The organism is Scytonema sp. NUACC21 (genome assembly GCF_054684315.1).
Window position 1 is genome coordinate 57,363 of record NZ_BAAFZH010000099.1, and the last position, 16,235, is coordinate 73,597.

Annotated in this window: 11 protein-coding genes; 4 read left to right on the top strand and 7 right to left on the bottom strand. The window is 41.3% G+C overall.

Features of this window, described 5'->3' with window-relative positions; genetic code table 11:
• Nucleotides 1-12 precede the first annotated feature (12 nt).
• Both ACYRY3_RS30920 and ACYRY3_RS30925 read right to left on the bottom strand, forming a co-directional pair.
• Nucleotides 13-1,746: a PPC domain-containing protein gene (locus tag ACYRY3_RS30920; RefSeq protein WP_460205494.1), complete on the bottom strand. Its 1,734-nt coding sequence runs from the start codon at nt 1,744-1,746 to the stop codon at nt 13-15.
• Nucleotides 1,747-2,025: 279 nt separating this feature from the next.
• Nucleotides 2,026-3,210, bottom strand: coding sequence for a CAP domain-containing protein (locus ACYRY3_RS30925; protein WP_460205495.1), 1,185 nt, complete (start codon nt 3,208-3,210; stop codon nt 2,026-2,028).
• A gap of 266 nt (nt 3,211-3,476) precedes the next feature.
• Between ACYRY3_RS30925 and rfbD the strand changes: the two genes are divergently transcribed.
• The 4 genes from rfbD to ACYRY3_RS30945 all read left to right on the top strand — a co-directional run bounded on the left by rfbD (nt 3,477) and on the right by ACYRY3_RS30945 (nt 7,517).
• Nucleotides 3,477-4,364 (top strand): dTDP-4-dehydrorhamnose reductase, encoded by an 888-nt coding sequence (rfbD, locus tag ACYRY3_RS30930; protein WP_460205496.1) that lies wholly within the window; start codon nt 3,477-3,479, stop codon nt 4,362-4,364.
• A gap of 110 nt (nt 4,365-4,474) precedes the next feature.
• A complete protein-coding gene (locus ACYRY3_RS30935) occupies nt 4,475-5,551 on the top strand; it encodes a glucose-1-phosphate thymidylyltransferase (RefSeq protein WP_460205497.1) in 1,077 nt (358 codons plus the stop codon).
• Nucleotides 5,548-6,411: a glycosyltransferase gene (locus ACYRY3_RS30940; RefSeq protein ID WP_460205498.1), complete on the top strand. Its 864-nt coding sequence runs from the start codon at nt 5,548-5,550 to the stop codon at nt 6,409-6,411. Before ACYRY3_RS30935 ends, ACYRY3_RS30940 begins: the two co-directional genes overlap by 4 nt.
• A complete protein-coding gene (locus ACYRY3_RS30945) occupies nt 6,408-7,517 on the top strand; it encodes a glycosyltransferase family 4 protein (protein WP_460205499.1) in 1,110 nt (369 codons plus the stop codon). Before ACYRY3_RS30940 ends, ACYRY3_RS30945 begins: the two co-directional genes overlap by 4 nt.
• A 166-nt stretch (nt 7,518-7,683) precedes the next feature.
• Here the strand turns inward: ACYRY3_RS30945 and ACYRY3_RS30950 are convergent, their stop codons facing one another.
• From ACYRY3_RS30950 to ACYRY3_RS30970, 5 genes are all read right to left on the bottom strand, one after another.
• Nucleotides 7,684-8,871, bottom strand: coding sequence for an RNA-guided endonuclease InsQ/TnpB family protein (locus tag ACYRY3_RS30950; RefSeq protein WP_460205615.1), 1,188 nt, complete (start codon nt 8,869-8,871; stop codon nt 7,684-7,686).
• Nucleotides 8,838-13,175, bottom strand: coding sequence for an amino acid adenylation domain-containing protein (locus ACYRY3_RS30955; protein WP_460205500.1), 4,338 nt, complete (start codon nt 13,173-13,175; stop codon nt 8,838-8,840). Before ACYRY3_RS30955 ends, ACYRY3_RS30950 begins: the two co-directional genes overlap by 34 nt.
• A 348-nt stretch (nt 13,176-13,523) precedes the next feature.
• A complete protein-coding gene (locus ACYRY3_RS30960; RefSeq protein ID WP_460205501.1) occupies nt 13,524-14,279 on the bottom strand; it encodes a glutamine amidotransferase in 756 nt (251 codons plus the stop codon).
• Nucleotides 14,280-14,350: 71 nt separating this feature from the next.
• On the bottom strand, nt 14,351-15,364 hold the full coding sequence (locus ACYRY3_RS30965; protein ID WP_460205502.1) for a diiron oxygenase: 1,014 nt from the start codon (nt 15,362-15,364) through the stop codon (nt 14,351-14,353).
• A gap of 571 nt (nt 15,365-15,935) precedes the next feature.
• Nucleotides 15,936-16,205, bottom strand: a complete 270-nt coding sequence (locus ACYRY3_RS30970; RefSeq protein WP_460205503.1) for a hypothetical protein — start codon at nt 16,203-16,205, stop codon at nt 15,936-15,938.
• Nucleotides 16,206-16,235: the final 30 nt, after the last annotated feature.

The window sequence follows — 16,235 nt, forward strand, 5'->3', positions numbered from 1 at the left end:
ACCACAAACCACTTACACCCATAATTCAAGAGTGTAATTAGTATTATCTATGAGGTCGGCAGTATAGACACGAATAAAATAAGTACCAGACCCCAATGTTGCGTTAATTGCACCATTTCTCCAAGGATTACCATCAGATTGGTACCATTTTTCATTAGTATCGTATGTACCATTGCCGTTGCTATCAGAAATTAACTCCACGTCTGCATAACTACTTAAACCACTCAGCAACAGATTGAAATTGCTGGTTTGAGATAAACTAAAGCGGTAATAATCATTACGATCTGAACTGCCCACAAAGTCTGTAAAACTCTGCTTTGTACTGAAAGTGCCAACATTAACAGCGGTACCAAAAGTATTACCTGGCTCTTTTGGTGTTGTGCGTGGGGCGGTGACGGCATCAACTTCCAATGTATAGTTAGTATTATTTGCCGAATCCTCAGAAAAAATGCGAATGAAGTAAGTACCAGCGCCTAGTGTTGCATTGATTGAACCGCTTTCATCGCTGCTACCATAGCCATCGTACAACAGTTCGCCAGCATCATACACCCCATTACCATTGTTATCAAATACAACTTCGATGTCAGCATAATCACTTAAAACCCCTAAGGATAAGTTGAAGTAACTGGTTTGAGTTAAAGTAAAGCGATAATAGTCATTTCGGTCAGCGGAACCAACCGACTGGTTTGTGAAATTGCGACTACCCTTGAGAAAGCCAATGTTCAAAGCACTGCCTAGGGTATTGTCATCCCGATTATCTGGAACAGAGATAAAGTTTGACGGGGTTGCAGATCGATTTTCCTGATAGCCAAAAATCTCAAAATGTTGGTGTGCTTGGTAATTATTGAAGTTTAATACTCTTAAGTCGGAATTATTAGCTAGGTAGTAGCTAACACTAAAGGATTCTGAGGAAACACGTCCTTCTTGCAAACCATATCCTTGAAAGTGTTCAAACAATTGTGTATGAGACCAACCTAATGTTCTTAAGTCAGAGTGACTGTTACGGTAATAATTGCTATCAAAAGATATGGAAAACCTCCGTCCTTCAGCTATCCCATAGTTTTCCAGATGCTCTAAGAGTTGGTTATTATTGACACCTGTAGCAAACAAATCGGGATTGGCAGCCCGATAGAGATTGATATCGACAAACGGTGAAAAGCGTCGTCCTTCCTCAAGACCAAATATAATGAGGTGCTGTAGGGCTTGATTGTTGCTCAAAGCAGATAAGTCACTGTTGGCACTGCGGTAAAAGTTGAGGTTGACAAAAGAAGAGAACTGGCGACCCTCAGTCAAACCATAATTTTGCAGATGCTCAAACAGTTGCTCGTTATTGAAGCCTGCGAGGTCACTATTAGTAGCACGATAGAAGTTGAAATCAAAAAATGCTGAAAATCTTCGTCCTTCGCGCATCCCATAACTTTGCAGGTGCTCAAACAGTTGCTCGTTGTTGAAGCCTGCGAGGTCACTATTAGTAGCACGATAGAAGTTGAAATCAAAAAACGCTGAAAATTTTCGTCCTTCGCGCATCCCATAACTTTGCAGGTGGTCGTAAGCTTGACGGTAGCTTAAATTAGCTAAATCGCTATTACTGGAACGATAGAGGTTTAAATCTACAAGTGGAGAGAAGCGACGACCTTCATTCAGACCATAATTTTGAAAGTGCGACTGTAATTGGGTATCGTTGAAGCCTGCAAGATCGGAATTAGCAGTACGATAGAAATTCGCGTTGAATAAGCTTAAGGACATATTTGTAGTTTCAGGGCTGTATAACTAACCAGCAGTTAGCTATATTTAGTGTTCCCCTATGCCCTATAACTTCAAAACCTACAAACAACGCAGCGATAAAGTTTTACAAAAAATTTATATCTTCAGTCCGAACATTCTAAATAGGTAATTCTCACATTTTGCACCAAGAAAATTTGATTATCTCACCTATCAAAGTATTAAGTGTATTTAAAAAAAAGTAAAAAATGGTAGAAGACCCAAACCTTCCAACTAAGAAAGGCAAAAGAAAAGTGCTTTTGTTTAAGCAACAGCGCCTAAATCCTGTGTCCAGTAGTGTTGGTAATTAACATTGCCCGTGTCATTTGCTAGATAGTAGTATCCAACTCCCATTTCTTGGAATTTTGAATTGAGAATGTTGGCACGATGTTCGGGGCTGTTCATCCACCCTTGAACAACTTGTTCGGGTGTGGAGTAACCAGCAGCGACGTTTTCCCCAACATAGGAATATGAGTAGCTGACACTTCTGACACGATCGCTTAAAAAAGAACCATTAGATCCGATATGACCGAAAAAGTCACGTAGTGCCATATCTTCACTATGACCCTGGGCTGAACTATTTAACTTAGTACTCAACTTGAGTGGTTGTAAACCTGCTTGCAAGCGTTGAGCATTGGTTAAGTCTAAAACGCGCTGTATGAAAGAATCATCAACTGAAATTGGAGCAGGTGGAGGTGAACTTGGCACGGGTGACGAATCAGGTGTAGCAGACAAGCTCAAATTGTAGTTGGTGTTTGCGCCATTCACTCCTTGATACACCCGAATGTAATATGTACCTGCCTGTAAGTTGCTAAAACTTAATGACTCATTTGCAGAACCACCATTTGTGGAACCAGCGATAAATTGTCCGCTGCTATTCAGGAGTTGTACGTCTGCATTAGCACTTAAGCCGTTTAAGACCAGCTGAAAATTCGTGTTTTGACTCAGGTCCAGGCGGTAGTCATCATTTCTGTCTACATCACCAATAGATTCCCTGTAGACAACGGTCTTGGAATCTAAAACAATGTTACGAGCTATATTCAAGGCGTTACCTGCATAGTCGCGACTCATGCTGATGTCAGTGAATGGAGAAGCTTGACGACCTTCGGTTAGACCATAGGTTTGTAAGTGGTCAAAAAGTTGCTCATTGCTGAAGGCAGCTAGATCGCCGTTGTTTTGACGGTAAAAATCGAGGTCAACAAAAGGTGAAAATTTCCGTCCTTCACGAATACCGTAATTGGATAGATGCTCGTAGGCTTGTTGGGTGGTGAAATTAGCTAAATCGCTATTGCTAGCACGGTAGAAGGACAGGTCAATCAACGGAGAGAAGAAACGATTTTCATTCAGACCATAATTTTGAAAATGTGACAACGCCTGTGCATCTGTCAAACTCTTTAAGTCTGAATTAGCACTTCGATAAAAATTCACATCAAATGCGTTTACGGGCATAGGTAAAGTTTAAAGAGATACACAATTTGTCTGTATTACCTTGGTATTCCCTATGCCATAAAACTTCAAACCTGGAAAATACTGAACTTTCTAGGTCTGGAGTTTAATTAAAAAATGTTAAATGGGAACACGACCAAATATCGTATCAAAAAAAATACAAAATAATTTGTTAACTGGAATACATAAATTTACGAGGAGAATTTCCACCTCTGTGCAAGCGATCGGTGATAACCTATAGTCGCACTTTGTTTAAGCTCGGATAAAAAATGGCTAAAACAATTCTGCTGATTGGCAGTAACGGTCAAGTCGGCAAAGAACTGCAAAAAACCCTGAAACCCTATGGAAATACCGTTGCAGTTGCACGCCCCACTATAGATCTTGCTCAACCGGATACTCTGTGCAGCGTCATTCGAGATCGCCAACCACAAATCATCATCAACGCGGCTGCATACACTGCGGTTGATAAAGCTGAAAGTGATGTAGAACTAGCTGATGCAGCCAATGGTAGAGCACCGGGAATCATAGCTGAAGAAGCAGAAAAACTGGGAGCTTTCCTTATCCATATCTCGACTGATTATGTTTTTGATGGCAACAATAGCCGACCCTACTTAGAAACCGATCCAACAAACCCTTTGAGTGTTTATGGCAAAACTAAGCTAGCAGGAGAAGAAGCGATTCAAAAATTTTGTACTAATTACCTGATTCTTCGCACAGCCTGGGTTTACGGCACTTTTGGCAAAAGCAACTTTGTCAAAACTATGTTAAGACTGGGAGCAGAAAGGGAAGAAATTCGCGTCGTCGCCGACCAAATTGGCAGCCCCACTTGTGCTAGAGACATAGCTGATGCGATCGCGCAAATTGTTCCCCAAGTCAGTCGAGAAATTGCCGGAATTTATCACTACACCAACAGTGGCGTTGCAAGCTGGTACGACTTTGCTGTTACGATTTTTGAAGAAGCGCAGCACCTTGGTTTTCCCCTGAAAATCCAGCGAATTGTTCCCATTACAACACCAGAATATCCAACACCTGCCCGTCGCCCTAGCTATTCTGTCTTGTCTTGTGCCAAAATATCCGCAGTCTTGGGAACTTATCCACCTCATTGGAGACTAAGTCTTAGGCAAACGATTAAAGAGCTCTTAGTCCTTAGTCCTTAGTCCTTGGTCCTTAGTCCTTAGTCGTTAATAACAAATGACAAATGACAAATGACAAATGACCAATGACAAATGACCAATGACAAACGACCAATGACAAACGATCCGTAACTATGAAAGCGCTGATTCTCTCAGGCGGTAAAGGCACACGTTTACGACCTCTCACTTACACTGGCGCAAAACAACTCGTACCAGTTGCTAATAAACCCATTTTATGGTATGGCATTGAAGAAATGGTTAATGCCGGTATAACTGATATTGGCATTATCATCAGCCCAGAAACGGGAGGAGAAGTTCAAGCCAAAACAGGCAATGGGGAACTATTTGGCGCAAACATTACCTATATCTTGCAAGATAAACCAGCAGGGCTTGCCCACGCCGTTCAAGTTGCTCACCCTTTTTTAGGGGACGCGCCATTTGTGATGTATTTGGGTGATAACCTGATTCAACAGGGTGACTTAAGCCATTTTTTGAAACTTTTTAGCAAAAATCAGCAAGATGCCCTGATTCTTTTACGTCAAGTGCCTAATCCTAGCGCTTTTGGAGTGGCTAAGGTAGATGAAACAGGGCGGGTGATACAGCTTGTTGAAAAACCAAAAGTTCCCCCTTCTAATCTGGCGCTGGTTGGTGTTTATTTCTTTTCTCATACTATCCATGATGCGATCGCTAACATCCAGCCCTCTACAAGAGGCGAATTAGAAATTACAGATGCCATTCAACAGTTGATTGACAGCCAAAAGAACGTTGTCGCTTGCCAATTAGAAGGCTGGTGGTTGGACACTGGAAAAAAGGATGATTTACTAGAAGCCAATCGACTTATTCTCGACACTTACTTAACGACTTTGATTTCAGGGGAGGTTGATGCTCAAAGTCAAGTGATTGGTCGGGTGAAAATTGGTGAGGGGTCTAAAATTATCAACTGTACCATTCGGGGTCCAGTTGTTATTGGGAACAACTGTTATATAGAAAACTGTTTTATTGGTCCTTACAGTAGCATTGCCGATAATGCTAAGCTAATCGACACCGATTTGGAACACAGTGTTTTATTAGAAGGCGCTAAAATAGTTGGAATTCATCAACGTATCATTGATAGTGTTATCGGACAGCGAGCACTTATCAGTGCTGCGCCCCGTCGTCCCAAAGCCTTGCGATTTCTTATTGGTGATGACTGTCAAATAGAACTGACGTGATTTATTTTTTAACAATTAACTATTATTCCACCGAACTAGTTACCAAGTTAATTCGTTCTTTACCAGATAATAAAAATTTTGAGTACAAATTTATTATCATCAATAATTCTCCTGATGATAATTCTATCGCTCTACTCAAAAATGAATCTGTAATCATTTTAGATGCTACCAAGAATTTAGGGTTTGGTAATGCCTGCAATTTGGGGCTCAAGTGGATTTTTACTCAAGACCCTCAAGGAATTGTCTGGATTATCAATCCAGATGCTTATTTATTAGAAAATCCTCTAGATAAAGTTCACTCATTCTTTAAATTCCACCCAGAAATATCAATTCTTGGCACGATTATTCATACTCCCGCAGGAGATATCTGGTTTGCAGGAGGGCGATTTTTTCCTAAAACTGGGTCTGCGATCGTGCAGGATTTGTTAACAAACACAGAGACAGACTATGTTACCTGTGATTGGGTATCAGGTTGCAGTTTAATAATTCATCTTGCTAAGTTTGATGATTGTCCTGAATTCGATCCTGCTTATTTTCTTTATTATGAAGACTTTGACTTATGCAGGCGCTATAGCGAACAAGGACATTCTATTGCAGTGACAAAGCAGTTTGGTGTAGTGCATCAACCATCTTCTATTACGAATAAATATGTTTTTAGGAAGATAAAGCACAGTACCTATAGTTATTTATTGACTTTAGAGAAATATACCAATAATTTAGTTCTTTTTCTCAGATTAAACCGTTTAATTGCCTACGCGGTGATTTTGCTCTTTGTTAAACCTCAAGTAGCATTTGGTAAATTTTCTGGAGTTTTCATGTATTGGAGAAAAATTTTTAAATCTTTTTTAGAAATAGAATGAGCGATTTATTAATTAACTTATCAATGATTTTTTCCAAACCGACAGGCATAAGTAACTATGCCAAAAATCTTGTTCCTTATATAAAAAATATCAACCCTACCTTACTCACAGCCTACAACTATCCAGAATTTAACTGTTACTCAATTCCAGGTAATTTAACACCCGCTCAAGGTACAAAAGGACATTTAGAACGCCTTTTATGGACACAATTTCAACTTCCAAAAATTTATAAAAAATTAAAATCTCATCTCATCTTTTCCCCAATACCAGAAGCGCCTTTGTATGCAAACTGTCGTTCTGTCGTCATGGTTCATGACCTCATTCCGTTACGCTTCCCGAAACTTCTGTCACCACTAACCCACTATTTTCGCCACTACATACCTCAAGTCCTCAGTCAAGCACAACACATTATTTGTAACTCTCAGGCTACAGCAAAGGACATCTCTCACTTTTATCACATACCAGCCAGCAAAATTACTCCCATTCTTTTGGCCCACGATGCCAGTCATTTTCGTCCTACTTATTTGGATAGTCACGGGCATTCTTTAGAAACTACACGTCCCTACTTTCTTTATATTGGGCGACAAGACCCCTACAAGAACTTGCACAGACTCATTTCAGCCTTTGCCGCACTACCACACAACAAAGACTATGAACTGTGGTTTGCAGGACCGCACGATAAACGTTATACCCCGGTTTTGCAAACCCTAGCAGAGGAACTAGGCATTACCAATCAAGTTAAATTTCTTAACTACGTTCCTTACAAAGAATTGCCTAAAATTATCGGTAATGCGATCGCACTTGTTTTTCCCAGCCTTTGGGAAGGATTTGGTTTTCCAGTTTTAGAAGCAATGGCTTGCGGGACTCCCGTCATTACCTCCAACCTCTCCTCTCTTCCAGAAGTCACTGGTGACGCTGCCATATTGATCGATCCCTACAATATTGAAGAAATCACTCAAGCCATGCAAACCATCACCACGGATTCACAATTGCACCAACATCTTTCCATCCAAGGAATTCACCGGGCTAAACAATTCAGTTGGCAAAAAACAGGGCTTGCCACCATTGAAGTTTTATCACGCTACCTTTTGAAGGATGAAGGATGAAGGATGAAGGATGAAGAACGTAGGTTGGGTTGAGGAACGAAACCCAACTCAATAAATCTATTGCCGCAAGGAGGTTCACATCTACACGAAGTGAGGTGTTGAAAGGAATTGCGGATACCATTTAACCCGGTAAAATCTTGTAACTAGTACTAAATTCTACTGTGTATTAGGGTGTATCCTCCCCAGCCTCAACCGTGGTTGAGGCATTTAATAAATCATTAAGAGATTTGATGAAAATGTTAATCGCACCATTCCAGTCTCGCGAAATTTCATGATGACAGTTAGGGCATTTGAATTTTTTATTTCCACCTAACTTCTCATGAATATGTCCACACCGACTACAGGTTTTGCTTGTGAATTCTTCTGTAACATCATGCACAACGCAGTCCCGCTTTAATGCGTGGAATTTGAGAGTCTGCTTAAATCTGTAGTGTGACCACGTAAGCAGATTTCTGGCGGTCTTGGAATTCAGCTTTCTTTTTTTCTTAACAACCATTTGAGATGTTTCAAATGTAGGCAAGAAAATCTGCTTGTAGTTTTTAGTTAAAAAGACTGAGGCTTTATTGTGAATCTCGTTAGTCAGATTTCTAATCCTAGTTCTTAACGCCTCTGATTGTCTTCTTAATTTCCACCGCCATCTTTTATTAGCCCTGCCCTTGGCTTTGGCAATTTGAGATTGTAATCTGTCTAGCCTTTGGCATAAGACAGCTATTTTAGAAATAGAGCCGCCACCTATTTCTAGTAATTGTCCACCGTCAAAACCAGTTAAGAAAGTTCTAACACCCGGATCTAAACCAATACAGTTGTTTAGTTTGTTAGCTTCAACTAAGAGTGGAATTGCAAAACAGATAAACCATCTACCTTTATCAAGTAGAATAATGAATTCTGAGGGCATTTCTTCGCACAACGGCTCACAAGGATTAAGAAGCAAGTTTTTCATGGCAACACTTTCACCGTTTACAACCACTTTCCTGCTTGCGTAGTGAGTAAAGCCTGCTGTTTGCTTATCTTTGCCTTTGCCATCATAAAAAGCACCCCAATATTTAGCACCAATGCGTAAACTTTTTACAGGTTCTCTGCACGATTTAAATCTAGGATTTTCCTGGTTTTTGGTTTTAGAGAAAGCTATTTTAGCGTCAAAAACAGATTCTTCTCTTGGTGAATATGGGCATTCTGATACCCAATCAGGACAAGATTTTAAAATAGTTTCTCTTAGCTGAAATTTACTAGGTTGTTTTTCTCCTTTTACAAAACAATCTCTTTGGTAAGCAATTGCTGCATTGTAACACCAACGACAAGCTGCAAACCATTTTCTGTAAATTAACCTGAGATTAGCTTCTGGGTAAATCCGGATCGGACAACTAACTGACGTGCTGCTTTCGCTTGTAGGGGATTATTGGCGTAAGAGTGCCACTGACGCAAGGGGGTACTGTGTGGAATGATTCTCTTGCCTATTGCTTCTTGCTGTACAAAAACCACATCGTAGTGTCCTTCACTGCTTGAATCTGACCAGCTAATATCAACTTTGTAAGGTAGTTGATTAGCCAGTTCATAGAAATCCTCTGGTTCTACTCCTAAATTCGGAAGTTCTTGCAAAGCTTTACGCATCTGACCTACTGTTTTCAAACCTTCTACACTTGATAGCCATTCTGCTGTTTTAACTGCTGCCATGACCCGTGCATTAGGCACATTGGTAATGCACAATATTTCTGGTTGATTCTCAGTCAATAGCTCGCGCACTGCTGACACGGTGAGATTGTTTTCACACCAATTCAGGACGGGATAATTTTCAGTCTTATTAACAGTTTCACCCCCAATATGAAGAATTGCATTATAACGAAATTGAGTTAATTCATTGCGAGCGCGACCCCGCATCAGTTGAATTTGTACGTTGCTAATCTCGGGAAACCGCTGCTTTAAGGCACTGAAAAACCCTGGGTCAATCGCTAACTCTGTTTCTTGAAAAACTTGCATTTGTACGTGCTGCTGCAACTCAGTTCTGGTAAGGGAAGCTTCAGCTTGATAGAGTTGCACCGAAGCATGGAAAGCTTCCAGGAGTTGCAGATTTCGCACATCTCCTATGAAGATAAAGCCACCAGGAGCAGTTGCCCGTACAGCACCTTCTAATACACCAATCAGATAATCAATACTGGGGAAATATTGCACAACTGAGTTGAGAATGACTGCATGAAAACTACCTGCTTCTATTCCTTCTATTCCTTCAAAATCAGTCGCCATCTTCTGGTAAAGCGTTACCTGTGGCAATTCTTGCTTTGCCAATTGCTGTCGGATATAGCTCAGTGAAGCAGGGGAAAAGTCCGTCCCACAATATTGAGTACAGTGAGGGGCAATTCTAAACAAAAGCAGACCTGTTCCACAGCCAATTTCCAGCACTCGTTTGGGTTTTAAAGCCAGAATTTGCGCCACTTGGTTATTCACCCACTCGCGCATTTGTTCTGCTGGAATCGACTGATTTGTGTAACTGCTATTCCAGCCTATAATATTGAATGTTGCATCTGAACCTGCGCCTGGTTGATTGTAAGTTTCGTTGTAGAGCATCTGCCATTGCGAAACTTGCTCATCTTGTAATTGCGTTAATGGCAAATTTTCCTGCTCGCTGCTATACTTAGCTTTCGATGCGATATAAGCTACTAAACTCTTTTCTCCTTTATCCTCATAAATCATCACTGCGGTTTGCAGCACTGCTGGATGTTGACCGAGTACCGCTTCAATTTCTTCCAACTCAATGCGGTAGCCGCGAATTTTTACCTGTTCATCAATGCGTCCTAAAAATTCGATGTTGCCATCTATACGATAACGAACTAAATCACCTGTTTTGTAAAGTCGTGTTGATTTATTGCTAAAAGAATGAGCACTGAATCTTTCAGCAGTTAAATCAGAATGGTTTAAATAGCCCCGTGCTAATCCATCACCACTAATGTATAACTCACCAGCAACGCCAATGGGGACAGGTTGTAAATGCGGATCTAGTACGTAAACCTGCGTGTTGGCAATGGGACAACCAATTGCAGGTAGGATTGGCTCTTGCTTTCCTTTCAAAGAGGGTTCTTCTTGATTTCTAACAGGAATATAGCCGGAAGTTGTTACAACTGTATTTTCAGTAGGACCATAATTATTAACGACTTGGAAGGGATGAGAAGCTAAAGGATATTGATGGAGTTTGTCGCCACCTGTGAGTAATAGTCTTAAAGCTGTTTTCTTTGACCATTCTAATGATAAAAGGTTCTCTGCCAAGGGTGTTGGGACAAAGCTAATTGCGATCGCTTTTGACACCAGCCAATCACGCAGCTTTTCGGGCGCTCGCCTAATCTCATCATCGGTTAAATAGATGCTTGCTCCTACACTTAAATAAGGCCAAATTTCCCAACCGCAAGCGTCAAAGGCAAAGTTGGCATTTTGCGCTACTCTGTCACCGGGTGACACTGCAAATGCTTTTTGATGCCAAAACACAAGATTTAACAAACCTCTATGTTCTATTTGAACTCCCTTAGGTTTCCCCATTGAGCCAGAGGTGTAAATGACATAAGCGAGGTTATCTGCTGTAACATTGCTAGTGGGATTTTCTGTAATTTCTTGACCAAGATCCTGCCAATCTTTATCCAAACAAATTATCTGTGAATTGTTCCTTCCAAGACGTTCGACCCACCGTTCCTGAGTTAATAAAACAGAAACCCGAGCATCTTCAAGCAGAAAGTTTAAACGTTCGGGCGGATAGCTTGGTTCTAAAGGCAAATAAGCTCCTCCCGCTTTCAAGATGCCCAACATACCGATTATCATCTCAAAAGAACGCTCTACACAAATTCCTACTAAAACTTCCGCACCAACACCAAGTTTTTGCAGGTAATGTGCAAGTTGGTTGCTGCGTGTATTTAATTCTCTATAGGTGATTTTTCGAGAGGTTGCAGCTAAGGTTTCTACATCTTCACTGACTAGGGCGATCGCATCAGGAGTCTGCTCTACTATACGCTCAAATAACTGATGGATACACTTATCTTGAGGATAATCTGCTTGAGTATTGTTCCATTCAACCAACAACTGATATAGCTCAGATTCTCTTAAAATTGGTAAATTGGCAATTCGTTCTTCTGGATTGGCAATTATACCCTCCAGTAATGTTTGGAAGTGACCCAACATTCGGGTAATTGTAGCTTCATCAAATAAATCAGTGCTGTAAATGACAAAACCGCTGATTCCCTCTGAACTATCCACCCATAACTCATTATTTGGCTCCTGCTGCCAGAGATGAAATTCCAAATCAAATCGCGTTGTTCCACTATCAAATTGCAGTGGGCTGAGTGTGAGCCCCGGTAATTCTAGCGCTGACATAGGTGCATTTTGTAGCGCAAATACCACTTGAAACAATGGGTTTTGATTCAAGTGACGTTCTGGATGGAGTTCTTCTACCAGCTTTTCAAAAGGTAAATCTTGATGGGCATAGGCTTCCAAAGCCACCTCTTTGACTCGACTCAATAATTCCCGAAAAGTTGGGTTTCCTGATAAGTCGGTACGCAGCACTAAACTATTGACAAAAAAGCCAATTAATCCTTCAATTTCACTGCGGTTGCGGTTGGCAATAGGTGACCCCACAGCAATATCTTCTTGCTGGGTATAGCGGTAGAGTAAAATTTGAAATGCCGCCATCAAGGTCATGAACAAAGTCACCCCTTCCTGTTGGGACAAAGCGGAGAGTGCTTCACTCAAGTTTCTTGGGAATTGCACCAGTTGCCTTGCACCTTGGTAAGTTTGAACGACGGGTCGAGGTCTGTCGGTAGGCAGGTTGAGCATGGAAATGCCCTCTAACTGCTTTTGCCAGTAAGCTAACTGCGTTTGTAAGGGCGAACGACCATTCGTTCCTACTTTTTGCAGCCATTGACGCTGCCAGTCGGCAAAGTCTGCATATTGGATTGCAAGTTCCGGCAGGGGAGAGTTGTTTGCAAGGTCTCCACAAAATGTCGTGTAGAGTGCTGCGATTTCCCGAATCATTACCCCAATAGACCAACCATCAGAGATAATGTGGTGCATATTGAGCACTAGGATGTGTTCTAGCTCATCCAATTGCAACAGCTTGACTCGCAGCAACGCATCGGTTAATAACTTGAAAGGTAGTTGAGCTTCTTGGGTAGTTAGCAACAGCGCTTGTGTTTTGCGTTCGGCTTGTGGTAGCGATCGCAAATCTATAACTGGTAAAGATATTTTTAATGTAGGATGAACGACCTGAACTGGTTTCCCTTCCACCATCACAAAACTGGTGCGTAAAGCTTCGTGACGGCGCACAATTTCGTTAAAAGTTTGTTCTAGTGCCGCTAAGTTAAGGGAACCCAATAAATGGAATGCTGCTGGGACGTTGTAAAAAGGGTTGTTGGGTATTAATTGGTCAAGAAACCACAGTCGTTGTTGAGCAAAGGAAAGGGGGAGATTTCCATCTCGCGAAATACTTATGATGGGCGTAGAGGCATAACTATTTGTATTATTAGCTACTTTTAAAAAGTCAATAATTTCTGCTTTGCGCTCTTGAATTTCTGCACGCAGTTCTGCAGTAAGAGTTCCTTCAGGGGCGTTACAGCGCAACCTTTCCCCATCAACAAAAACCTGAATATCTAAGCTGCGAAGATAAGATAAAAACTCAACAGTCTGCAAAATGGCACTCCTTCGCAACAGTCGTTACTTACTGGTTATTCTTCAATCCAGCTTTTTAGCATACTTAGAATACTATACAAATCATTCTCTGGAGTGAAAATAAGATTGCTAAAACTGTGGTACCCAGCTTGTATGACTGGAAACTCACAGGCAACGCTAAGTTTGTGCAATTTCCCCTAAAGAAGATTTAGGATAATTACCAAATTGAGATTGTACGTAGGGTATAAAATTTGTCTAGTAAAAATTGTAGGGGATGAATGAGTGGGTGTGTTTTACCAGACTCTTGACAATCTCTTTTCCGTTCATTAGCAATATAATCGGAAACTTCTTATTGTGCAATGTCCATCGTTAGAAAGCGGGTGTAGTTTCTCTGGGGTGTGTTGTCTTGCCAACACTAGATTCTTGAGTTTCAAGCCACTCATTCCAGAAAAGACTGGCGATAGACTCTAATGCTGGGGCGTAAAGTGTGGTGTCTGCACGTAATTGGCTCACAGAAAGACCAGAAGTGGCAGCAATTTCGCAAGCATGACCGATAAACCAACGTTCCAAGCCTTTTGCAGTCACTTCTGGGTGAAACTGAAGCCCCAAGCAATGACTACCCCAAGAAAAAGCTTGGTTCTGGTATTGCAGTGAGGATGCTAAAAGTACGGCTCCTGAGGGTAAATCAAATGTATCACCATGCCAGTGAAGTACAGGCGTTTGCGCGGGGTGAAGATGACGCATACATGAAGACTGTCCGGCTGGTGAGATTTGTAAATTACCCCAACCAATTTCTTTGCGATTGCCACCAGGATACACCCCAGCACCTAAGGCACGGGCAATTAACTGGCTGCCCAAGCAGATGCCTAAAGTGGGTAAACTCTTTGCCAATCGTGCCTCTAACAACTTGAGTTCATCCAGGATGAATGGATAGTCTTTGTCTTCATACACACCAATCGGCCCACCCAGGATAACTAATAAGTCTGGTTGTGTTGGTTGCAACAAGGACAAATCATCCACACCTGCTTGGTAATAACAGATGTCATATCCCCGTTGAGAAAGCACTTCACCCAAGCTTCCCAAGTCTTCAAATGCTACATGTTGTATCACGGCTGCTGTTTTCATACTCTTTGTCTCCTGAAAGTTAGTTAATTAGTCAATGAGTCCGTCGCTTGGGTTCCAGATACCCAGAGAAGTTAGTGAAACAAACCGGCTCTAGCAAAGCTATCAATACCAAGTTGGGAGTTGAAGATACCCATCTCTTGAGCCAGGGTGATTAATTCTGTGTAGTCAATCCGCATCAAGTTGACATCGTTAGCGCTAGCACAATCTGCAATCACTGATTCTGCCTTGGCAAAACCAATCTGTTCGAGCATCGCTTTCCAGACATTAAGTTCTACGTTAGCAAACCACAACACCGGTTTGGGTAGCACTTCAATAAAAAATTCTTTCTGCTGAGGGGTGAGTTCATTGTAAATGCATTTCGCCAGATGTTTGAATATGCCACTATGAGCCATTTCATCCCGACGGTGTGTTGCGACACTCAGGCGGTTGAATGGTTGGATGGTGGTATCGTGAGAAAGTAAATCCAAGTAGTCACTGATAAACACCTCGGACACAATCGCTGTTGCCACTTGGATAAGTATTTTTTTCCAAGGTTCATGAAAGTTGTCTTGTTCTCGCTGCATCTTGGTCACGAGGTTGAACTCTGGTAAGCGCAACTGCTCCAACCCCCTGCGTTCTCGAGTCATGCGACAAGCATTGATTGCCAGCAAGACGTGATATGCCTCGTCCACAAGTGTTTCAGAAGCAATTTCTTGGCTAATTCCATCCTCGACTCCCGGCACACTTCTATAGATGATGTGGTTGCATGCAGGGGTAATCACTTTAGACTCGATATCTATAGTCTTCTCGTTGTATGCTATCCACCCTAATGAGAGTATTTTCTTTTGCATTTCCAATGGTGCTGCTAGGAAATCGGGGTGGTCTTTAAACGGCAGTAAATCTCTGCGAAAATCGTCTTTGGTTTCATCGAATGCCAACTCTGGTTGAGACTTCTGCTCTATTCTTTGTTTGACTTGTGCGCGTTTATGCCAATTGCCACCCATCTTTTCCAATAGGGCACGAGAATATGACATTTCTTGTTGGTGAGTTTTTTGAGACTTTTTTGTCATGCTTGCTGGATTCTTGACGGCAAATTGTTGTTTCATAATGACCCTCTGATTGTGTTGTGATTAATCTCTACTAAATCCTGTTGATTCTCACTTTTATTTCTCATAAATGATGGAATGTCAATTTCCCAAACAGGAGTTTTGTAGAGGAAAAGTTTTGTTTTTTGGTATACTTAACTCTACAGTTGGTCATTCTTGTTTTACGGATTTTGAGGAAGAAAAATATTTTTAACTATCTTTAATCATTCAACTTTTAGCGCCGCTTCTCTCAGAGGCTTAGAATACCAAATATTCTATCTTATGCGTGAGTTAGTGTTTTTGCCAAGGTCTCTGAAAATCTAGAATATCCGTCTTATCCCTAACTCAGGCAAGCAATTTAGTCAACTCAGTAAACTGCTCTTGATAATTATTATAGTGCTTCTCATTTAAATCCAATACAGTCATATGAAGACAATATAGGGTCTAACACTTGTTATCCTTCCTATGTCTATTGCACGCACTTGATAATCGCTATACGTGAAATACAACTCCTATTAAATAAGAATCATAATCCTTAAAAAGGAAGCAGTAGCCAACAGCTACCACTTCCTTTTTGCTTGTGATGACAAATTCAATTATGGACGCAAATTTTGGGCGATCGCGGTGTCTGTATCATTAACAGACTTGGGTAAAAATTGTCAAGACAAGAACAGCGCGATCGCACTTCTTCAAAGCTTGCTAGTAATTTTACTATTGTACCGGATTTAGAAACCTTTCCAGCAATAGTCGGATCTGAGGTTCTACCATCTGTCTTAGTTCCACCGTCAAGAATGGTATCATTTGCAAGTTGATCTGAAATTTTGGGTAAGTTCCCACAGTTTGTGTGGTTAGCTGTAGCCACTTCAGATGGAAGGAAAGCAGATCCAAAGGA

What these genes read in the sequence shown, in the direction of transcription:
- ACYRY3_RS30920 (WP_460205494.1), bottom strand. Translation starts at nt 1,746, where the DNA reads ATGTCCTTAAGCTTATTCAACGCGAATTTCTATCGTACTGCTAATTCC.
- ACYRY3_RS30925 (WP_460205495.1), bottom strand. Translation starts at nt 3,210, where the DNA reads ATGCCCGTAAACGCATTTGATGTGAATTTTTATCGAAGTGCTAATTCA.
- rfbD (WP_460205496.1), top strand. Translation starts at nt 3,477, where the DNA reads ATGGCTAAAACAATTCTGCTGATTGGCAGTAACGGTCAAGTCGGCAAA.
- ACYRY3_RS30935 (WP_460205497.1), top strand. Translation starts at nt 4,475, where the DNA reads ATGAAAGCGCTGATTCTCTCAGGCGGTAAAGGCACACGTTTACGACCT.
- ACYRY3_RS30945 (WP_460205499.1), top strand. Translation starts at nt 6,408, where the DNA reads ATGAGCGATTTATTAATTAACTTATCAATGATTTTTTCCAAACCGACA.
- ACYRY3_RS30960 (WP_460205501.1), bottom strand. Translation starts at nt 14,279, where the DNA reads ATGAAAACAGCAGCCGTGATACAACATGTAGCATTTGAAGACTTGGGA.
- ACYRY3_RS30965 (WP_460205502.1), bottom strand. Translation starts at nt 15,364, where the DNA reads ATGAAACAACAATTTGCCGTCAAGAATCCAGCAAGCATGACAAAAAAG.